The sequence below is a fragment of the Syntrophobacterales bacterium genome, from assembly GCA_019429105.1.
Taxonomy (GTDB): domain Bacteria; phylum Desulfobacterota; class Syntrophia; order Syntrophales; family UBA5619; genus DYTH01.
The window spans coordinates 59,232-78,994 of the sequence record JAHYJE010000005.1 but is presented as its reverse complement, the minus strand read 5'-3'; the positions used below and the strand labels follow the sequence as shown (position 1 = coordinate 78,994).

The 19,763-nt window shown below is 52.6% G+C and carries 21 protein-coding genes and 1 tRNA gene; 21 read left to right on the top strand and 1 reads right to left on the bottom strand.

Annotation, left to right across the window (positions count from 1 at the left end):
* Positions 1-183: 183 nt before the first annotated feature.
* From rpsB to K0B01_02890, 21 genes are all read left to right on the top strand, one after another.
* Positions 184-1,026 (top strand): 30S ribosomal protein S2, encoded by an 843-nt coding sequence (gene rpsB, locus K0B01_02990; protein MBW6485103.1) that lies wholly within the window; start codon positions 184-186, stop codon positions 1,024-1,026.
* Between the two features lie 20 nt (positions 1,027-1,046).
* Complete coding sequence (gene tsf, locus K0B01_02985) at positions 1,047-1,649, top strand: translation elongation factor Ts (GenBank protein ID MBW6485102.1); 603 nt, start codon at positions 1,047-1,049, stop codon at positions 1,647-1,649.
* Positions 1,650-1,656: 7 nt separating this feature from the next.
* Positions 1,657-2,373, top strand: coding sequence for a UMP kinase (gene pyrH, locus K0B01_02980; protein MBW6485101.1), 717 nt, complete (start codon positions 1,657-1,659; stop codon positions 2,371-2,373).
* Between the two features lie 4 nt (positions 2,374-2,377).
* A complete protein-coding gene (frr, locus tag K0B01_02975; protein ID MBW6485100.1) occupies positions 2,378-2,935 on the top strand; it encodes a ribosome recycling factor in 558 nt (185 codons plus the stop codon).
* Positions 2,936-3,057: 122 nt separating this feature from the next.
* Positions 3,058-3,795 (top strand): isoprenyl transferase, encoded by a 738-nt coding sequence (locus tag K0B01_02970; protein MBW6485099.1) that lies wholly within the window; start codon positions 3,058-3,060, stop codon positions 3,793-3,795.
* Positions 3,792-4,643 carry a phosphatidate cytidylyltransferase gene (locus K0B01_02965; protein MBW6485098.1) on the top strand — a complete coding sequence of 284 codons (852 nt, stop codon included), beginning with the start codon at positions 3,792-3,794 and terminating at the stop codon, positions 4,641-4,643. The genes K0B01_02970 and K0B01_02965 overlap by 4 nt, the downstream gene beginning before the upstream one ends.
* Positions 4,640-5,800, top strand: a complete 1,161-nt coding sequence (locus K0B01_02960) for a 1-deoxy-D-xylulose-5-phosphate reductoisomerase (GenBank protein ID MBW6485097.1) — start codon at positions 4,640-4,642, stop codon at positions 5,798-5,800. The genes K0B01_02965 and K0B01_02960 overlap by 4 nt, the downstream gene beginning before the upstream one ends.
* On the top strand, positions 5,797-6,897 hold the full coding sequence (gene rseP / locus K0B01_02955; GenBank protein MBW6485096.1) for an RIP metalloprotease RseP: 1,101 nt from the start codon (positions 5,797-5,799) through the stop codon (positions 6,895-6,897). The genes K0B01_02960 and rseP overlap by 4 nt, the downstream gene beginning before the upstream one ends.
* 1 nt (position 6,898) lies before the next feature.
* Positions 6,899-7,591, top strand: a complete 693-nt coding sequence (gene tsaB / locus K0B01_02950; GenBank protein MBW6485095.1) for a tRNA (adenosine(37)-N6)-threonylcarbamoyltransferase complex dimerization subunit type 1 TsaB — start codon at positions 6,899-6,901, stop codon at positions 7,589-7,591.
* A 266-nt stretch (positions 7,592-7,857) separates the two neighbouring features.
* Positions 7,858-8,511 (top strand): phosphatidylserine decarboxylase family protein, encoded by a 654-nt coding sequence (locus K0B01_02945; protein ID MBW6485094.1) that lies wholly within the window; start codon positions 7,858-7,860, stop codon positions 8,509-8,511.
* Entirely contained in the window at positions 8,508-9,290 is a 783-nt protein-coding gene (gene pssA / locus K0B01_02940; protein MBW6485093.1) for a CDP-diacylglycerol--serine O-phosphatidyltransferase, read from the top strand. Before K0B01_02945 ends, pssA begins: the two co-directional genes overlap by 4 nt.
* Positions 9,291-9,405: 115 nt before the next feature.
* Positions 9,406-10,422: an aspartate-semialdehyde dehydrogenase gene (locus K0B01_02935; GenBank protein MBW6485092.1), complete on the top strand. Its 1,017-nt coding sequence runs from the start codon at positions 9,406-9,408 to the stop codon at positions 10,420-10,422.
* Positions 10,419-10,994: a 16S rRNA (guanine(966)-N(2))-methyltransferase RsmD gene (gene rsmD, locus K0B01_02930; protein ID MBW6485091.1), complete on the top strand. Its 576-nt coding sequence runs from the start codon at positions 10,419-10,421 to the stop codon at positions 10,992-10,994. The genes K0B01_02935 and rsmD overlap by 4 nt, the downstream gene beginning before the upstream one ends.
* 70 nt (positions 10,995-11,064) lie before the next feature.
* A complete protein-coding gene (gene coaD / locus K0B01_02925; GenBank protein ID MBW6485090.1) occupies positions 11,065-11,556 on the top strand; it encodes a pantetheine-phosphate adenylyltransferase in 492 nt (163 codons plus the stop codon).
* A gap of 2 nt (positions 11,557-11,558) precedes the next feature.
* Positions 11,559-12,794 (top strand): pyridoxal phosphate-dependent aminotransferase, encoded by a 1,236-nt coding sequence (locus K0B01_02920; GenBank protein MBW6485089.1) that lies wholly within the window; start codon positions 11,559-11,561, stop codon positions 12,792-12,794.
* A gap of 82 nt (positions 12,795-12,876) precedes the next feature.
* Positions 12,877-13,950: a flavodoxin-dependent (E)-4-hydroxy-3-methylbut-2-enyl-diphosphate synthase gene (gene ispG, locus K0B01_02915; protein MBW6485088.1), complete on the top strand. Its 1,074-nt coding sequence runs from the start codon at positions 12,877-12,879 to the stop codon at positions 13,948-13,950.
* A gap of 15 nt (positions 13,951-13,965) precedes the next feature.
* Positions 13,966-15,681: a proline--tRNA ligase gene (locus K0B01_02910; protein MBW6485087.1), complete on the top strand. Its 1,716-nt coding sequence runs from the start codon at positions 13,966-13,968 to the stop codon at positions 15,679-15,681.
* Positions 15,682-15,822: 141 nt separating this feature from the next.
* Positions 15,823-17,964, top strand: coding sequence for a bifunctional (p)ppGpp synthetase/guanosine-3',5'-bis(diphosphate) 3'-pyrophosphohydrolase (locus K0B01_02905; GenBank protein ID MBW6485086.1), 2,142 nt, complete (start codon positions 15,823-15,825; stop codon positions 17,962-17,964).
* 190 nt (positions 17,965-18,154) lie between these two features.
* The gene (locus tag K0B01_02900; GenBank protein ID MBW6485085.1) at positions 18,155-18,808 is read left to right on the top strand and encodes an N-acetylmuramoyl-L-alanine amidase; all 654 of its coding nucleotides are present in this window, start codon (positions 18,155-18,157) and stop codon (positions 18,806-18,808) included.
* Positions 18,809-18,833: 25 nt separating this feature from the next.
* The gene (locus K0B01_02895; GenBank protein ID MBW6485084.1) at positions 18,834-19,430 is read left to right on the top strand and encodes an XTP/dITP diphosphatase; all 597 of its coding nucleotides are present in this window, start codon (positions 18,834-18,836) and stop codon (positions 19,428-19,430) included.
* A tRNA-Pro gene (locus K0B01_02890) sits at positions 19,421-19,497 on the top strand. The genes K0B01_02895 and K0B01_02890 overlap by 10 nt, the downstream gene beginning before the upstream one ends.
* Here the strand turns inward: K0B01_02890 and K0B01_02885 are convergent.
* A complete protein-coding gene (locus tag K0B01_02885) occupies positions 19,476-19,748 on the bottom strand; it encodes a hypothetical protein (protein MBW6485083.1) in 273 nt (90 codons plus the stop codon). The two genes, K0B01_02890 and K0B01_02885, sit on opposite strands and share 22 nt — an antisense overlap.
* Positions 19,749-19,763 lie beyond the last annotated feature (15 nt).

Genomic DNA, 19,763 nt, shown 5'->3' with positions numbered 1-19,763 from the left:
AGGCGGTCATCTGTTAGACGAAAGCCGACAGCTTATTTCACCTTGCTTATTTTTAATCTTTATGTTATCAGCCGCGCAAATTCGCACACCCCCGGATTGTCGGGCGTTGCCTTTATTAAAGTAAAGGTCCCCGCCAAGATGATGGTGGTGGAGGGAAAAAAACAAATAGAGGAGGATTTTACAGTGGCGAGTATTTCAATGAAGTTGTTGCTTGAGGCGGGGGTTCATTTCGGTCATCAGACCAACAAATGGAATCCCAAAATGAAAACGTACATCTTCGGCGCGAGAAACGGGATCTACATCATTGATCTGCAGCAGACGGTCGGGCTTTTTCAGACGGCGTACAAGTTTGTTGTGGATACAGTTGCCGAAGGCGGGGAGCTGCTCTTTGTCGGCACCAAAAAGCAGGCGCAGGAGTCGATCCAGGATGAAGCCGCGAGGTGCGAGATGCCGTGCGTCAATCAGCGCTGGCTGGGCGGCATGCTGACCAATTTTGTGACTATAAAAAAGAGCATTGATCGTTTGAACGAACTCGATCGGATGTTCGAGGATGACAGCATCAAGGCTTTCCCGAAGAAGGAAATCCTCGGCATGCAAAAGGACAGGGATAAGCTGATCAAGGTCTTAGGCGGGATCAGGAAGCTGAAAAAATTGCCCAAATGCCTGTTTGTTGTTGACCCCAAACGGGAGGATATCGCCGTGACCGAGGCGAGAAAACTGAAGATACCGATTGTGGCGATGGTCGATACCAACTGCGATCCTGATGTGATTGATTACATAATCCCCGGGAACGACGATGCGATCAGGGCGATTAAGCTGTTTTCCGCCAAGATGGCCGATGCCGTGCTGGAAGGCAAAAAACGTTTTGAAGAGCGTCTGCAGGCCGAAAGCGACAAGGAAAGGGTTGCGACTGACGGGCCCATAGTCACTTACGTAAAAGACGAGAACGATGTCCCGGAAACAGTGGAAAGCAAGGGTTTGGAAACCCCGGAAGGCATTTCTCCGGAACAGGAAGCGGCTCAGTAAAGAGCGAAAAGGAGGATAAATTGGAAATAACATCAGCGATGGTGAAGGAGCTCCGGGTAAAGACAGGCGCCGGGATGATGGATTGCAAACAGGCTTTGACTGCGGAGAATGGAGATTTTGAAAAGGCCATTGATTTTCTTCGTAAAAAAGGGATGTCCGCCGCAACGAAGCGTTCTTCCAAGGCGGCGAAGGATGGAACGGTAGCCTCGTACATCCACATGGGGGGCAAGATAGGGGTTATGGTGGAACTTAACTGCGAGACGGATTTCGTCGCGAAGACCGATGACTTCCAGACCATGGCGAGGGACATTGCCATGCACATCGCTGCTTCCAATCCCCGCTACATACGCTCGGAGGAGATACCCGCGGAGGCGTTGGAACGAGAAAAGGATATTTACCGCAGCCAACTTGCCGCAGAGAAAAAGCCCGAGAAAATGTGGGAAAAAATCATGGAGGGCAAACTGAAGAAGTACTATGAAGAGGTTTGTCTGCTCAACCAGAAGTTCATAAAGAATACCGATGTTTCGGTTGAAACCCTGGTCAACAACATGATTGCCAAGACCGGAGAAAATATTGTGATCCGAAGATTTTCAAGGTTCCAGTTAGGTGAAGAGCTGCAATAGGAAGACTATGGAACAGGCTGTTTACAAAAGGGTTTTGCTGAAACTGAGCGGCGAGACCTTCATGGGTAAGCTTTCCGCCGGCATAGATCCAGGCGTTGTTGACGCCCTGGCCGCTGAAATACGGGATGTTGCGGCCCTGGGCGTGCAGTTGGGCATTGTCATAGGGGGCGGCAACATTTTTCGCGGCATGTCGGAAAGCGCCAAGGGGCTGGACAGAACCACGGCGGACTATATGGGGATGCTTGCCACCGTTATCAACAGCCTCGCCCTGCAAAGCGCCCTCGAACATGCGGGCGTCATTACCCGCGTGCAGACGGCCATTGAGATGAGGGCCGTCGCCGAACCTTTTATCCAGAGGCGCGCCATGCGTCATCTCGAAAAGGGGCGGGTGGTCATTTTTGCCGCCGGGACCGGAAACCCCTATTTCACGACCGATACGGCGGCGGTGTTGCGGGCGGTGGAAATAAAGGCTGACATCATCATGAAGGCCACGAAGGTTGATGGCATTTATGATAGCGATCCGGTAAAAAACCCGGACGCAGTTATGTATAAGAAAATAAGCTATACCGATGTGTTGACAAAAGACCTTAAAGTAATGGATGCAACCGCCATCTCCCTTTGCCGGGCCAACAAATTGCCGCTGAATGTTTTCAACCTGCAGAAACCCGGCAACATCAAAAAAGTGATCTGTGGTCAGACGGTGGGCACAATTGTCGGAGGTTAAGGCTATGAAAGAAGAAATTTTTGAGCAACTTCACGAAAATATGGGCAAGATGCTCCAGTCTTTGGAGAAGTCCTTCAGCAAGGTAAGGACGGGCAGGGCGTCGTTGTCGCTGCTGGATGGGATTCGCGTTGAATATTACGGCACGGTGACGCCTCTCAATCAGTTGGCTTCTCTTTCCACGCCGGAAAGCCGGATGATCCTTATTTCTCCGTGGGACAGTTCTGTTCTGGGCGCCATAGAAAAGGCGATTCAAAAATCGGATTTGGGGCTGATGCCGAGCAATGACGGCAAGCTTATCCGGTTGTCAATTCCTGTCCTGACCGAGGAGAGACGCAAGGAGCTGGTCAAGGTTGTCCGCAAGGCGGCAGAGGAGTGCCGGATCAAGCAGCGAAACTTGCGGCGGGATGCCAATGAGGAGATTAAAAAGCTGAAAAAAGACAGCGCCATATCCGAGGATGAGCAATTTGCCATTCAGGAGGAAGTGCAGAAGATTACCGATGGTTACATAGCGCAAACGGACAAGCTCTTGACCGCGAAAGAAAAAGAAATCATGGAGATATAGGCTGATTCATCCGTAAAACTTTTATTGGGGAGCCTGCCGGCTCCCCGTTTTATTTTGCAATATAGGCGGGATGTTTTAATTACAAGCTCAATTACGGTCCGGCAATTCGCATCAGGTGGATAATGAGTAGTATAAATTCCGAGAAACTGCCGCAGCATATCGCGATTATCATGGACGGAAATGGTCGCTGGGCGAAAAGCCATGCGCTGGGAAGGGTTCTGGGGCACCGAAAAGGGGCCGAGTCCGTCCGTGTGGCGGTGAAGACCTGCCGCCGGATCGGCATCAAATTCCTGACGCTGTACGCGTTTTCCATGGAAAACTGGTTTCGTCCGCAAGAGGAGGTCAGTGCCCTGATGAAGCTCCTTGAGGAGTATCTGGAGGGCGAAGCCGGGGAGATGATGGAGCAGGATATTCGTCTCATGGCGATTGGCCGCACCGAGTCCCTCGAAAAAGGGGTTTTCAAAAAACTCCTGGAGACAATCGAGAAAACCGCCGGAAACGGCGGGATGGTTCTTAATCTGGCGTTGAGTTACGGCGGCCGTGAAGAAATTGCAATGGCGGCAAGAAGAATGCTCAAGGAAGGTATGGCGGGGAAGTTCAAACCGGAGGAGGTAACCGAGCAGCTCTTCCAACGTTATCTCTATACAAGTGAGCTTCCTGATCCCGACCTGCTGATTCGCACCGGGGGAGAGCATCGCATCAGCAACTTTCTGCTGTTTCAGGCGGCATACACGGAGTTCTATTTTTCCAATGTTCTGTGGCCCGATTTTCGCGAGCCGGAACTACTGGATGCCATTGCCGAATTCCAGAAAAGGGAACGGCGTTTTGGCCGTATAAGCGAGCAGTTGGAGAAACGGTGAGGACGGAAAAACTGCCGCTGCTAGCCGATGAAAAGGGAAATATGTTGTCACACGCCAAAAGATGGATAACCGCCCTGATTGCCGTTCCGGTTTTGTTCTGGACGATTGCCCGGGGCGGGATGACTGCCTTTGCCGTTTTAATTATCGCCGCCGCGCTTGCGGGGATGTTTGAATACAACCGGATGGCTTTCAGTCGCGGGTTTTCTGTTGAAAAAATCGTTACAACCGCCTGTGCCCTGTTATTTCCGCTGGCAGCCTGGGGGGGGGACAGGGAACTGCTTTTGGCTCTTGCCGCCCTTTCGGTCATAACGGTGTTTGTTTTAAACCTGCTTCAGACTAAAAAGGGCAGGCTGGAGATGAATCGCCCCGCCCGCGCCGTTCTGGGAATAATGTACATTCCCCTGTTGCTTTCGCACTTGCTTTTGATCCGCGCGCTGCCTGCCGGAGAATTATGGGTTTTTTATGTCCTCGTCATTGCCTTTGCCGGTGACGTTGCCGCCTATTATGTCGGGCGATCGCTCGGAAAACGGAAGCTCCTGATCGAGGTCAGCCCCGGCAAGACCGTTGCCGGTACCGTCGGCCTGATTGTCGGCAGCACTATCGGCAGCATTGTTTTCATGAAATATTTTTTTCCCTCTCTGTCGCTCTGGCATGCGGTTTTTCTTGGTTTGACCGGGGGAGTGATCGGCCAACTGGGGGATCTTACCGAATCAGCCTTGAAACGCGAGGCCGGGATCAAGGATTCCAGCTCCCTGCTTCCCGGACACGGAGGGATTCTCGATCGCCTCGATTGTCTCCTGTTTATTTCTCCGTTCGTGTTTTATTACAAGGAGTTCATCATTAAATGAAGAATATCTCGCTTCTCGGTTCCACCGGCTCGATCGGAGCAAACACGCTGGATGTGGTCGCTTCCCATCCGGCGGAGTTTGCCGTTTCGGCTCTTGCCGGCGGGCGCAATATCAATTTGCTGAAGGAGCAGATTGAACGCTTCCGGCCGCGGTTGGCGGTAGTTATTGACGAAGAACATGCGGTGGGATTAAAAAACATTTTAAATAATTCCCGCACGACCATTTTATCAGGGGCGGATGGCTACCGGGAGGCGGCCTCTGTCCCGGAGGCACATATCGTCGTTTCCGCGATTGTCGGCGCCGCCGGTCTAATCCCCACGCTGGACGCAATTGACGCCGGCAAGGATATCGCTTTGGCTAACAAAGAGACGCTGGTTATGGCCGGGGGGCTTGTACTGGGCAAGGCAGCTTCCAAGGGGGTCAGAATTATCCCGGTTGACAGCGAACACAGCGCCATTTTTCAGTGTCTGCAGGGAAACGATCCCCGCTCGGTGCGGCGGGTAATCCTGACGGCGTCGGGGGGGCCATTCCTCCACGCAACCCGGAAAGAGCTGGAAGCAGTCACCCCGGGGCAGGCGCTGAAGCATCCCAACTGGCAGATGGGGAGGAAGATCTCCATCGATTCGGCGACGATGATGAACAAGGGGTTCGAGGTCATCGAGGCAAGCTGGCTCTTCGGGCTTGCGGCAACGAAAATCGACGTGCTGGTTCACCCGCAAAGCATTGTCCATTCGCTGGTTGAATATTGCGATGGAAGCGTGATTGCCCAGTTGGGGATTCCGGATATGAGGATTCCGATCGCGTACGCCCTGTCCTATCCGCAGCGTCTGAAGAGCTCCGGAGGCCGTCTTGACCTTGCCGCGGCCGGAGAGCTTAGCTTTTTAAAGCCAGATTTAGAGCGATTCCCGGCGCTTGGTATTTCTTTCCGGGCGGCGGAAGCCGGAGGGACGTTGCCGGCCGTTCTCAACGCGGCCAATGAGATTGCGGTAACGGCTTTTCTGGAAGAGCAGGTCGGCTTTTATGGTATAAGTCGCGTTGTGGAGATGGTTCTTGCCAGGCATGAGCGAAAGGAGGAACCGTCTTTGGCGGAGATTCTAAAAGCTGACCGGTGGGCCAGAGTTGAGGCCTTAAATATTATCAAAGGAATGACAAAGTGATTGGAACAAGTATTGTATCGGTAGTAGTTCTGTTGGGTGCGCTGATCTTCATCCACGAATTTGGCCACTTTTTGGTTGCAAAATGGTCGGGGGTCGGGGTGCTGAAATTTTCCCTGGGCTTTGGCCCTCGCCTGATCGGCAGGAAAGTTGGGGAGACCGAATATCTGCTCTCTCTTATTCCGCTCGGCGGCTATGTAAAACTTCTCGGGGAGGAGCAGGGTGAGGAATTGTCGCCCGAGGAAGAAAAAAGATCCTTTGCGGTGCAGAAAGTCTGGAAGCGAATTGCCATTGTGGCGGCGGGGCCGATTTTCAACCTGCTTCTGGCCGTTTTGATCTTCACCGTCGTCAACATCTATGGAATGCCGGCGCTGACGTCGGAAGTGGGAACCATCCATTCTGATTCCGCCGCATTGGAAGCAGGGATGCAGGTAGGCGATAAGATAACCGCAATTGATCAGCGGGCTGTGAAAAAATGGGATGATATTGCCGCCATTGTTACCGAAAGCAACGGGAAGACCCTGCTTGTGGCCGTCCAGAGGGGCTCAGCCCTGCTGAAGATTGCCATTACTCCGAAACGGATGAAGGCCAGCAATATCTTCGGGGAAGCAGTCGAATCCTACAAAATAGGGATCTCTCCGGCAGCGAGCACCCAAATTGAGAGACTGAACCCGGCCATGGCCTTTGTCGAAGGTCTGAAGCAGACTGGACGAATCAGCAAGCTGACTGTTTTGAGCATTGTCAAGATGTTTGAAGGGGTAGTTTCTCCCAAGACCATGGGCGGGCCGATCTTCATTGCGCAGATTGCCGGAGCTCAGGCAAAACAGGGGGTTGCCGCATTTCTGCTTTTTATGGCCCTGCTGAGCATCAATCTGGGGATATTGAATCTGCTGCCGATTCCGGTGCTGGATGGGGGTCATCTATTTTTTATGACAATTGAACTTATAACCGGCAAGGAGGTAAAGCAGCGCTGGCGGGAAATGGCCCAGCAGGTCGGTTTTACTCTGCTTATTCTGCTGATGATTTTTGTCTTTTTGATGGATATAGAGAGGCTGGACATCAGATTCATAAGCGATTTCATCCGAAAAATTACCGGTTAAGATGATTACTCTGGCAATCGAGTGCGCGACAAAAGCGGCAAGCGCGGCCCTCCTGGTGGGTGAAGAGGTAACAGGCGAGGTATATCTGGATGCAGGGGGTCATCATTCCGGGGTCGTGCTTCCGGCCTTGGAGAGCCTTTTGGCGTTAGCAGGGTTGACAATCAAAAATGTCGATCTTTTCGCCTGTACCACAGGACCGGGTTCCTTTACCGGTGTGCGCATCGGGATCGCCACGGTCAAGGGGCTGGCTCTTGCCACCGGACGACCGATAGTTGGTGTTTCCACCCTCGAAGCGCTGGCCATGAACATCAACTTTTCCAAACGACTGATATGCCCCTTGCTGGATGCCCGGAAAAACCGGGTTTATGCCGGTCTTTACCGCAGCGGTGAGGACGGGTTGCTCCGATCCGTAGTTGCCGATTACCTCGGCGATCTGGAAACAGTTCTGAAGAGTCTGCCCCGTGAAGAGATAGATTTTATTGGCGAGGGGGCCCTCCGGTATCGGGACAATATCCGCGCAGAGTTCCCCACGGCAAACATCAGCAAGTTTGCGAAGATTAACAACCCCAATGCCGCGTCACTGGGGATTGCCGCAGTTGGCCGCTATAAGCGCGATGGCGTGGTTGAGAATGCGCTGTCGCTGCAGCCGACTTATCTGCGCTTGTCCGAAGCTGAACAAAAAAAAGGCCTCTGAAAAATTTTGCAGGGAAAACTGCGTGCCTTCCCCTAAATCCGGGATTGACATAGTTTAAAAACTGAGATAGTTTAACGTCCCGATGGGTTATTCTTCCTGCGGGGCTGTTTTTGGTGGGGGGAGGCTTTGCAAAGGCATTTATTCCTTTATCTTTTATTTAAAAATGTCCTGCCGCTGTCCCTTCCTCTCAGCGGGAGAGGATAGGGAGGAGTTACATCCTTCCATATTCCCGTCGCGGGTATGGGGTTTATAAAGGGAGGCAGTAATTGTCTAAAGAGGATCAGCACAGCAGTTACATAATCGGGGAAGGGCTCCCCTTTGTCTTTGCTTCATTTCTTGCTGCCATTCTGATCTATTGGGCCGGTTTCCGCTTTGCCTCCCTGTTTTTTTTCTGTCTTGCCCTTTTCATAACCTGGTTTTTTCGTAATCCGGAAAGGAAAACACCTGAAAAAGAGGGGTTGATCATCTCTCCAGCCGATGGCCTGGTAATAAAGATCGAGGAGGCCCAAAGCGAGGAGAGCCCTGGTCAAATCATGCGTAAGGTAAGCATCTTCATGAACGTTTTCAATGTCCACGTCAACAGGTTCCCCTGTTCGGGAGAAATCCGGACGATAAGTTACAGGCCGGGAAAGTTCCTTTCCGCCAACCTGGACAAGGCATCGGAAGTGAATGAAAGAAATACGGTTGTCATCAGAATGGCCGACGGCCGCGAGATCGTAACGATTCAGATTGCCGGTCTTATTGCCAGACGAATAGTCTGGTGGATCAAGGAACATGATATTGCTCAAAAGGGGAAAAGGTTCGGAATGATCCGTTTCGGTTCACGGCTCGAGGTTTTCATGCCTTTGAGTTCTGCCGTTCTCGTCAAGATTGGCGATAAGGTCAGGGCCGGAGAAACGCCCATAGGAGAATTGACATGAAAAATAACAGACAATCGGCGAATAGAAGGAGTATGGTCGTTTATGTGCTTCCCAACCTCTTCACGACGGCCAACCTGTTTTGCGGTTTTTATTCAGTAATTGCAGCCATGAAGGGTATGTATGAAGTTGCGGCGATTGCTATTCTGGTTGCCGTAGTTCTGGATAGTCTGGATGGCCGGATCGCGCGCATGACCCATACGACCAGCCGGTTCGGCGGCGAATACGACTCTTTATGCGACCTTGTGAGTTTCGGCGTGGCGCCGGCACTCATGATTTACAACTGGTCGTTGTTTTCTTTCGGGAAATGGGGCTGGCTGGTGGCTTTTCTGTTCGTTGTCTGCGGCGCGCTGCGGCTGGCCAGGTTCAATGTGCAGGTGGGGATTATCAACAGTCGGGTCTTCAATGGTTTGCCGATTCCCGGCGGCGCGGCGGTGTTGGCTACGTTCATACTGCTTTTTTATTATCTGGGCGGAGTGGGGCGCTACCCGAGCCTGCCGACCATGATTGGCGTGGCCGCGACAGCGATTTTTATGGTAAGCAATATAAAATATTACAGTTTCAAGGACCTTAATTATTTTTCCCGCAAGCCTTTTATGTGTTTTGTGTTGATTGTCTTAATCCTCGTTATCATTGCCGCGGAGCCGCAGATTATGCTCTTTACGTTCGCCTTTGGTTACAGTCTAACCGGCCCTGTATGGGCTTTGCTGAAACTTATCAGGCGAAAACAGGCAAATGTTGAGCTGAAAAAGCATGTTCAATCTCACGACCGCCCCGTTTAACAGGAAAAAGATGGATAAAGATACAGGTTTTCGGGTTTGAGCTCTTGCATGTCGTTTGGCGGCGCTGCGGGGTTTACTTAAAAAAAATAAAAATTACCAATCAAGGAGTGTTTAAATGAGAAGCTACAAGGTGGCGGTTGTCGGGGCGACGGGAGCAGTCGGCAACGAGATGATCAAGGTTTTGGAACAGCGCAACTTTCCTGTTAAGGAATTGACGCTTCTAGCCTCGGACCGATCGCTGGGCAAGGAACTCACCTTTAATGGCAAATCCATACCGGTTGAGGTGCTGACCGAAAACTCCTTCAGGGGAATTGAGATAGGGCTTTTTTCCGCCGGGGGTAGCATCAGCGAAAAGTTTGCCCCGCTTGCCGCCGCCGCCGGTTGCGTGGTTATCGACAACACCAGCGCCTTCCGAATGGTCCCGGAGATTCCGCTGGTCGTCCCTGAGGTCAATCCCGAGGCGATCGCCCTTTACAAAAACCGCGGAATCATCGCCAACCCCAACTGTTCCACGATACAGATGGTTGTAGCGCTGAAACCGATTCACGACGCGGCGCGGATAAAAAGGATCGTGGTTTCGACCTACCAGGCTGTTTCGGGAACGGGCAAGCGGGCAATCGAGGAGCTTTCTCTGCAGACGCAGGCGCTTTTGAGCTTCCATGACCCAGTCGTCAAGGTATATCCGCACCGGATAGCCTTCAACTGTCTGCCGCATATCGACGTCTTTCTGGAAAACGGCTATACGAAGGAAGAGATGAAAATGGTCAATGAGACCAAGAAGATATTTAACGATCAAGCGATCAGGGTAACCGCCACAACCGTGCGGGTTCCCGTTTTTTACAGCCATTCCGAGGCGGTAAATATTGAAACAGAAAAAAAGCTAACGGCAGCACAGGTCCGCGAACTGCTTTCCCGCGCGCCGGGGGTTGTGGTTGTCGATAACCCGGCCTTCAACGAGTACCCGCTGGCAATTGACGCCGCCGGCAGGGATGAGACGTTTGTCGGAAGAATAAGGGAAGATGAGTCCATTCCCAATGGGATAAATCTCTGGGTTGTGGCGGATAATATAAGAAAAGGCGCTGCCCTGAACGCCGTCCAGATCGCCGAGATTTTGAGCAGCAAGTATCTATGAGAATAAGCGGAGGGGAGGCGAAGGGAAGGCTGATCCGCATTCCGGCGGGGGGGCATGTCCGGCCTACAACCGATCGCGTCAGGGAATCGCTTTTTAATATACTCTCTACAGTAGCGGAAACATCATTCCTGGATTTATTTGCAGGCAGCGGGATGGTCGGCATGGAGGCGCTGAGCCGCGGCGCTGCTCATGCCGTCTTTGTGGAAAAGGATGTAAAGGTTGCCGACGCTTTGAGGGAAAGGATCAGCGGGTTCGGATTTACAGACCGGGCCAGGGTGATTTCCGCCCCTGTGCATAAGGGGCTGGATATTCTCCGTCGCAGCGGGAAAAGATTTGACATAATTTTTGCAGATCCTCCCTATAACGAAGGTCAGGCTGTTGAAACCATACATTTTCTGGAGAATGGGGAGTTGATGGCGCCCGCTGGCGTTTTGGTACTGCAGCATTCCGCAAGAGAGAAAACCGGGGAGCTGAAGGCCGTCTCGCTTTTTTTGACCGACAAGAGACAATATGGGGAGACGGTTTTATCTTTTTTCCGAAAAGAAGATTCAGGTGGCGGTGGCAGACAATGATCGCAATCAGGGAGTGATTGACGCGGAGTTGGGTGAAGTCCTTATCAAAAACTCAAAGGGGAGCATATCTGTGAAGAAAATTGCGGTGTATCCTGGCTCTTTTGACCCGATTACCAATGGTCATGTGGATATCATCAGGCGCAGTCTGCATATGTTTGATGAAGTAACCGTTTTGATAGCGCATAATCCAACCAAGGACACTCACTTTTCTCTTGACGAACGGTTGGAGATGATCAGGGAGGTTACCCGGGATTGCAAAAATATTCATATCGACAGCTTTGACGGACTGCTTGTCGATTATCTCAAAGAAAAGGGCGCGAACATCATTATTCGAGGGCTTAGAGCGCTTTCCGATTTTGAATACGAGTTTCAGCTTGCCCTGATGAACCGCCGCCTTAACCGTGATATCGATACGGTTTTTCTTATGACGGGATTCCAGTGGTTCTATACCAGCTCGGCGATTATCAATGAGGCGGCCAGTATGGGCGGCTCTGTCGAGGGGCTGGTCCCGGATATAGTGAACATGAAGCTGATAGAGAAATATTCAAACAAAGGGGCATAGGCATGGAAAAGAAGGTTGTTCCACATAAATTGGCAAAGAGGATTGGGCTGATCAAGCCGTCGCCGACACTGGCGATCCAGGCAAAGGCAAATGCCCTGAAAGCAGCGGGACGCGATATAATCAGCTTCGGGGCGGGGGAACCCGATTTCGATACCCCGGACAACATCAAGGAAGCGGCGATTGTCTCGATAAAGGCGGGGTTCACCAAATATACCCCCGTCGGGGGGATCGATGAGCTTAAAGATGCGGTCATTGCCAAGTTGGCGCGGGACAGTCAATTGCGATACGGGCGTTCCCAGATTGTCGTCTCCTGCGGCGCCAAACACTCCCTTTTCAACATTGCCCATGTGCTCTTCGAGGAGGGCGACGAGGTGCTTATTCCCTCGCCCTATTGGGTCTCCTACACCGACATCGTCTATCTGACCGGGGCCAAACCGGTGGTGATAAAAACCAGCGTTGAAGATGGCTTCAAGCTTCAGCCGGCGCAACTGGAGGCGGCGATAACGCCGCGCACCCGGGCCATGATCATCAACTGCCCATCAAACCCCGCCGGGGTCTGTTACAGCCGGAAGGAGTTGGAGGATCTGGCCGAGATACTTCTGCGGAAGGGTATTTTGATCATCTCGGACGATATCTACGAAAAGATAATCTACGACGACAACAGATTTTATTCGCTGGCATCATTCAGCGAGGAGCTCAAAAACAATACGCTTGTCGTCAATGGCGTATCCAAGAGCTATGCGATGACCGGCTGGCGCATTGGCTACACGGCCGGCCCCGAGGAGATAATTGCGGCGATTACGAAATACCAGAGTCAGAACACCTCCAATCCGACCTCGATAGCCCAGAAGGCGGCGGTGGAAGCGCTTAACGGCCCCCAGGAAGGTGTTCTGGCGATGGACCGGGAATTCCAGCAGCGCCGGGATGTTATTGTCAGCAGGCTCAACGAGATACCGGGGATCGCCTGCCTGAACCCGCAGGGCGCCTTTTATGTGTTTCCCCGTGTCTCGTCTTTCTACGGCAAATCTTTCGGGGGAAGGGTCATCGGCAATTCCTCGGAAATGGCCGCTTATCTGCTGGAAGAGGCGAACGTGGCCCTGGTCCCGGGGGTGGATTTTGGCCATGACGATCATCTGCGCCTCTCCTATGCCACGTCGCTTGCGAAGATTGAACTGGGGGTTGAGAGAATGCGGGCGGCTCTACTGAAGAGTCAGCTTAACCTTCAGCAACCCCGCTGATTTTAACTTTTCATAATCGGAAGCGGGCAAAGAAGGTGAAGGCGCTCAGTCTGCCGCCGTCAGAAAAGATAGAGGTCTTAATTTGAGTTTGCCGAGAAAAAAAACAAAGGTTCTCGATGTGGGAGGGGTAAAGATTGGCGGTGACTTTCCGGTTGTTGTCCAGTCGATGACCTCCTGCGATACCCGCGATGTTGCCGCCACGCTGAAGCAGATCAAGATTCTGGCAGATGCCGGGTGTGAAATCGTCAGGGTGGCGGTCCCGGATGAAACAGCCGCCGCAGCGATCAGGGAAATACGTTCGCAAATAACCGTTCCGCTGATTGCCGACATCCATTTCCGCGCCGACCTTGCGGTTATGGCGCTGAATAATGGCGCCGACGCGATCCGCATCAACCCGGGCAATATTCCGGTTGACGACATTCGCCGGATTGTCAAGGAGGTGAAAAAGAACAAAAAGGTCATCCGGATCGGGGTTAATTCAGGTTCCCTGGAGAAGGACATTGCCCTCCGTCATCGCGGGGCGACGGCCCCCGCCCTTGTGGAAAGCGCCCTGCGGAATATCCGTCTTTTGGAAGAAATGGACTTTGCCGACATGAAGCTTTCGCTTAAGTCGTCGGATGTGGCAACCACCATTGAGGCCTATCGTTCGATCTCCGCCTTGACCGACTACCCGCTGCATCTCGGCGTTACGGAGGCGGGAAGCCTTCTGCAGTCGGCTATAAAATCGGCGCTGGGCATCGGCGCCCTGCTTTATGACGGAATTGGCGATACGATAAGGGTTTCCATCACCGGCGACCCGTTGCAGGAAATCGGGGTTGCCTTCGGCATCCTGCGGGCGCTGAAGCTGCGTAATGTCGGCCCGGAAATCATCTCCTGCCCTACCTGCGGCAGGTGCGAAATAGACCTCGTATCGCTGACTTCGCAGGTGGAAGAGAAACTCAAGGGGATGAAGGCCCCGCTCAAGATAGCGCTGATGGGTTGTGTCGTGAACGGGCCGGGCGAGGCCGGCGAGGCCGATATCGGGATTGCCGGGGGAAAGGGCGCGGGCATGCTGTTTAAAAAGGGAGAGGTGGTGCGAAAACTGCGCGAAGATGAATTCGTCCCGGTGCTGCTGGAAGAGATTGGTCTGATGTCCGGGGAGCGCGCCGGAAGTTAAAAGTGAGGAGATTTAATGCGTTATTCTGAAATGTTTCTGCCTACGGCGCGGGAGATTCCGTCCGATGCGGAGTTGGTCAGCCATCAGTTGATGGTGCGGGCCGGGATGATAAGAAAACTGACCAGCGGTGTGTATTCCTGGCTGCCGCTCGGTTACCGGGTTCTTCGCAAGTTTGAAGAGATAGTCAGACAGGAGATGAACCGGGCGGGCGCCCAGGAGGTGTTTTTGCCGATGGTGCAGCCGGCGGAGTTATGGCAGGAGTCGGGCCGTTGGGTTCATTATGGCAAGGAGCTCCTGCGTTTTCGGGACCGGCATGACCGGGAGTGTTGTCTCGGGCCCACCCATGAAGAGGTCATCACCGACCTGGTCAGAAACGAAATAAAGACCTACCGTCAGCTTCCGAAGAATCTCTACCAGATCCAGACAAAATTCCGTGACGAAATCAGGCCGCGGTTTGGGGTTATGCGTTCCCGGGAATTCGGGATGAAGGACGCGTACAGCTTTGACGCGGATGAAGCGGGAAGCGAGATCAGCTACGGAAAAATGTTTGAGGCGTATAAACGGATATTTTCCCGCTGCGGATTGAATTTCCGGCCGGTCGAGGCGGATTCTGGCAGTATCGGCGGACATTATTCCCATGAATTCATGGTGATGGCTGATTCAGGGGAGGATGCCGTTTGCTATTGCAGCTCCTGCGACTATGCGGCCAATCTGGAAAAGGCGGAGGTTGCGCTTCCTGAAGTCAATGCCCCGGCGACAGAGGTTGCCCCGATTGCCGAGGTTCACACTCCCTCGGTGAGAACCATCGAAGATATTGGTGCTTTTCTTGAAGTCAAACCGTCTGATGTTGTAAAAACATTGATTTTTTCCGCCGATGATATCCCGGTGGCGGTGCTGGTTCGAGGCGACCATGAGGTAAACGAGATCAAGGTCAAGAATTACCTCCATTGCAATTCAATAGCTTTGGCCGATGAGGCGACGATCAGGAAAGTTACTGGTTCGGCAAAGGGATTTGCCGGCGCCGTCGGAATCAAATGCCGGATAATCGCCGATTATTCGCTTTTGGGAAGGAACGACCTGGTTATGGGCGCCAATCGCGATGATTTTCACCTGCTTCACGTCAAGCCCGGCAGGGATTTTCCTCTGGAGGAATTTGCCGATCTGCGCCTGATCAGGGAAAACGATTCCTGTCCCCGCTGTGGTGGCGTCATCAACATCGCCCGGGGAATCGAGGTCGGTCATGTCTTCAAATTGGGATTAAAATACAGCCAGGCGATGAAGGCGGTTTTTCTCGATCGGAACGGCAAGGAACAGTTTATGTTCATGGGGTGCTACGGCATCGGCATCGGCCGGACCGTTGCCGCCGCAATCGAACAGAATAACGACAAGGATGGGATTGTCTGGCCGCCGGCCCTTGCCCCTTATCAAGTCATTATTACCCCGGTCAACGTAAGCGAAAGCGTCCTTGCCAAAGCCGCGGAAGAGCTCTATCAGGCCCTGCTCGCAAGGGGGGTTGAAACCATTTTCGACGATCGCGACGAGCGGGTCGGCGTCAAGTTTAAAGATGCTGATTTAATAGGCATTCCCTGGCGGGTGACAATCGGTCCGAAAAAGCTGGCGGAGGGGAATGTCGAAATCAAAGACCGACGCACCGGTGAGATCACAATCCTTCCCCTTGCCGAGGCGACGGCTTTTCTGGCCGAAAAAGTTCAGATTGATGTTAATAAATAGTCAATAACAGCGAGGAATAAATTATCATCTGGCACTTTCGGAATCCCTTTTCAATCTTTACCCGGCTGCCATTCCCGTATGTTTCCTGCGGGAAGCGGGCCGGAAAGCCGATAAATTGTTGTGGATAAGGGATCAGTCCCCATGCTTCGCATAAACGCCATTCTGGATAAAGTCCAAACCTATCTTTCCGCTGAGCAGATGGGGATGATCGAAAAGGCCTATATCTTTTCGGCCTCCGTTCATCAGGGACAGATCCGTCTCTCCGGCGAGCCCTACCTGACTCACCCGATGGAGGTATGCGGAATTATTGCCGATATGAAACTCGATACGGCAACGCTGGTCACCGGACTGCTGCACGACACCGTCGAAGACACCCTCACCACGATCGAACAGATTGAAGAATACTTCGGCAAAGAGGTGGCGTTTCTGGTTGACGGCATGACAAAGATCGGGAAGATCACCTTCGGCAGCAAAGAAAAACGCCAAGCGGAAAATTACCGGAAGATGATCCTGGCGATGTCAACCGATATTCGCATCCTGCTTGTCAAGCTGGCCGACCGGGTCCATAATATGCGGACAATGCAGTTTCAACCCCCCGAGAAGCAGTTGCAGATATCGCAGGAGACCCTTGATCTGTACGCGCCCCTGGCAAATCGGCTCGGGATAAACTGGATGAAGACGGAACTGGAAGACCTGTCATTCCGCTATATCGATTTTGCCGCTTATAACGAACTGGCGACAAGGATTGAAAGAAAGCAGGATAAAAGAAGCGAATACACCAATGAAATCAAACAGGTTATCTCACGGGAGATGGAGCGGTTCAACATCCGGGGCGAGCTCGAGGGGAGGGCCAAGCACCTCTACAGCATCTATAAAAAAATGAAGGAACAGAAGATCGACTTCGACGAGGTGTACGATCTGATCGCCTTCCGCATCATCCTCGATTCCGACGCCGTCAAGGACTGCTACGAGGCGCTCAGCATGGTTCACGCCCTCTGGAAGCCGGTTCAGGGAAGGTTCAAGGATTATATCGCGATGCCGAAGGCCAATCATTATCAGTCGCTGCATACGACGGTAATCGGTCCCTACGGGGAGAGGGTGGAAATCCAGATCCGGACCCGGGTGATGCACGAATGGGCGGAAGGGGGAATTGCCGCCCACTGGCGCTACAAAGAGGGGAAGGATGCCTCGAAAGACGATGAGGAGATAAAAAAGCTCCGGGATCTTCTGGAGGCGCAGCAGGAGGTGAAAGATCCCCGTGAGTTTATGTCCAACCTGAAGATCGCCCTTTTCCCCGATGATGTTTATGTTTTTACTCCCCAGGGGGAGGTAAAGGCCTTTCCGAAAGGCGCCACGCCGATCGATTTTGCCTACAGCGTGCATACGGATGTGGGGCATCAGTGCATCGGCGCCAAGGTTAACAGGAGCATTGTCCCCCTGAAATATCAACTGCAAAATGGCGATACGGTTGAAATTATTACCCAGGCCGGGCACCACCCCGGCAAGGACTGGCTGAAATATGCCGTTACCTCGCGCGCCTTGGCGAAGATTAGAAACTGGGTCAAGGCAGAAGAACGGGAAAAGAGTCTGGCGCTCGGGCAGGATATTCTCGACAAGGAGTTCAGGAAGCATCATCTCAAGCTCGGACAGGTGGCTAAATCTCCGGAAATGCAGGAGCTGTTCAAGGAACTGCACGTTGATTCCCTCGACGATCTGCTCTCCCTGATCGGTTTCGGGAGGGTTTCTGCCAGGCATGTCGCTCACAAATTTTTGCCCGAAGAGGAGATAAAAAAAGAGGAACTTCCTGAAAAGAAAAAGAAAAAAGGGGGGGGAAGCGAAGCAATCGGCGTTTCGTTAACCGGGGTGGACGACATCATGGTGAGCTTTGGCAAGTGCTGCCATCCGATACCGGGGGACGAAATCATCGGGTACATCTCCCGCGGACGGGGGATCATTGTCCACACAACGTCGTGTCCCCATGTCCGAGATATGGATCCGGAGCGGTTGGTGAGCGTACACTGGGATGCTGCTGACAAGAAGGAATACCAGGTTGAGATGACGGTTGTCTGCCACGACAGCAAAGGGGTGCTTGCGGAAATCAGCTCGGCAATTTCCGCGATGGACATAAACATTGCCCACGCCGAGGTAAATACGGATACCGGGGGGCGCGTTACCTGCAAGTTCAACGTAAATGTTGAAAGCCTGAAGCAATTTAATGAGCTAACGGTTGCAGTTCGGAAGTTGCGGGGGGTGATTTCGGCTGACAGGATAAAGCCCTCATAACTCACTTTGAGGGACAAGAGCGGCTGAAACGATTACAAATCGGCGGAGCCGCCAATTTTAACTTTGACGTTAGCGCCGGTTTGCTGTATGAAGCGTCTGGTTTTCAGGGACTGAGACCGGAAGGGAAGAGGGAACAATGCGTAGGCATTTGCTGATATATAGATTGTGGTTGTCCTTTGGCGTTGCTGTAATGTTTTTGTTGCCGATGGCCGAAACGGGGATGGCGCAGCCAAGGGAATTCGTTGTCCTGCTTGACCCGGCGCATGGGGGTGAAGACAAGGGCGTGGTTAATGATTCCTTCCAGGAGAAGGAGCTGACGCTAAAGCTTGCGCTGCTGATTCGCGAAGAAGCGCGGAAGACCCCGGGGCTGCAAATCATCTTGACCCGTTCGCTTGACAAAAAGGAATCTGCGGCCGAAAGGCGCAATGCCGTAGGGACAAGAAAGGCCGATTGCCTTTTGAGTCTGCATGTAAACGCGGGCTTTGGAAACAAGGCCAGCGGTTATGAAATCTATTTCCCGGGGTTCGCTTATCTGCAAACGGGAAAAGGGGATTCCCAAGCAATCATCAAGGATATGGTTAAAAACAGGTCTCTCAACGATTCCGTTTTGTTTTCGCAGTATATGCAGGCCGCCCTGGAGACGGTCTTTCCGAGAAAAGGCCGCGGCCTGCGGGATGCCCCTTATCCCTTGTTAACAGGGCTGGACATTCCCGGGTTGGCGCTCGAAATGGGTTTTGCCACAAATCCGGATGAGCGCAGGCTTTTAACCGACGAGGGCAAGCAGCAGGCCATAGCGAAGGCTGTAGTCAAGGGACTCAGGGAATATTCCCTGAAGGCAAGATAGGAAACCCTCGGTGCGAAGGATCGTAATTGCTTCGAAAAACAGCGGCAAGATAAGAGAGCTTCAGGCGATGTTTGCCGGTGCGGAGATGCAGATACTTTCCCTTAATGATTTTCCTGATTTGCCCGAGATCATTGAAGACGGAAAGAGCTTTTACGAAAACGCCCTTAAAAAGGCCCAGGTGGTAGCGGCGGCTACCGGAGAAACGGTGCTTGCCGATGATTCCGGACTGGAAGTGGCTGCGCTGGGAGGCGCCCCGGGGATATATTCCGCCCGTTACGGGGGCGAAGGCGCAAATGACCGGCAAAACGTCTTGAAGCTTTTGGATGAAATGAAGGGGCTGCCGGCCGAAAAACGGACCGCCGCCTTCCGGTGCGTTTTGGTGCTTTATGACAAGGACAATCACCATGAGGTTTTTGAAGGCCGCTGGGAAGGCGTGATTGCGGAGAATTGTGCTGGCTTGGGGGGATTCGGGTATGACCCGGTTTTTTATCTGCCGGAGCAAGGGATGACCGTTGCCCAACTGCCGCCGGAGTTAAAGAACAGGATCAGCCACCGCGCCCGGGCCTTTATAAAACTTAAAGAAAGACTGGAGCAGAAAATCGATAAATCAAACGGGGCGTAGCGCAGCTCGGTAGCGCGCCTGCTTTGGGAGCAGGATGTCAGGTGTTCAAATCACCTCGCCCCGACCAATTTTTCTTTTAGATATCAATTGTTTATAATCATCAGCTTCTTCCTTGGATTTGTCCTGGCTAACAATCTTGGCTAACAAAATGGGGTCAGGCGTGTTGGCGAAGTTGAGTTCAGGGAGTTGGAAAGCGGTTTTTTGCCGCATTTCCTCAACCAGGTGGGCGTACGCCGAAAAGATCATATTGACGCTGCTATGACCTACAAGGTGCGCCAAATCCAGGATGTCGGCGGCCAGGGGAAAGTGCCGATACAAGAATGTCCGCATACC

Excerpts from the sequence above, each read along its gene's own strand:
- pyrH (MBW6485101.1), top strand. The coding sequence starts at position 1,657 with ATGGAACAGGCTGTTTACAAAAGGGTTTTGCTGAAACTGAGCGGCGAG.
- frr (MBW6485100.1), top strand. The coding sequence starts at position 2,378 with ATGAAAGAAGAAATTTTTGAGCAACTTCACGAAAATATGGGCAAGATG.
- K0B01_02970 (MBW6485099.1), top strand. The coding sequence starts at position 3,058 with ATGAGTAGTATAAATTCCGAGAAACTGCCGCAGCATATCGCGATTATC.
- K0B01_02960 (MBW6485097.1), top strand. The coding sequence starts at position 4,640 with ATGAAGAATATCTCGCTTCTCGGTTCCACCGGCTCGATCGGAGCAAAC.
- tsaB (MBW6485095.1), top strand. The coding sequence starts at position 6,899 with ATGATTACTCTGGCAATCGAGTGCGCGACAAAAGCGGCAAGCGCGGCC.
- pssA (MBW6485093.1), top strand. The coding sequence starts at position 8,508 with ATGAAAAATAACAGACAATCGGCGAATAGAAGGAGTATGGTCGTTTAT.
- K0B01_02935 (MBW6485092.1), top strand. The coding sequence starts at position 9,406 with ATGAGAAGCTACAAGGTGGCGGTTGTCGGGGCGACGGGAGCAGTCGGC.
- rsmD (MBW6485091.1), top strand. The coding sequence starts at position 10,419 with ATGAGAATAAGCGGAGGGGAGGCGAAGGGAAGGCTGATCCGCATTCCG.
- K0B01_02920 (MBW6485089.1), top strand. The coding sequence starts at position 11,559 with ATGGAAAAGAAGGTTGTTCCACATAAATTGGCAAAGAGGATTGGGCTG.
- K0B01_02910 (MBW6485087.1), top strand. The coding sequence starts at position 13,966 with ATGCGTTATTCTGAAATGTTTCTGCCTACGGCGCGGGAGATTCCGTCC.
- K0B01_02905 (MBW6485086.1), top strand. The coding sequence starts at position 15,823 with ATGCTTCGCATAAACGCCATTCTGGATAAAGTCCAAACCTATCTTTCC.
- K0B01_02900 (MBW6485085.1), top strand. The coding sequence starts at position 18,155 with ATGTTTTTGTTGCCGATGGCCGAAACGGGGATGGCGCAGCCAAGGGAA.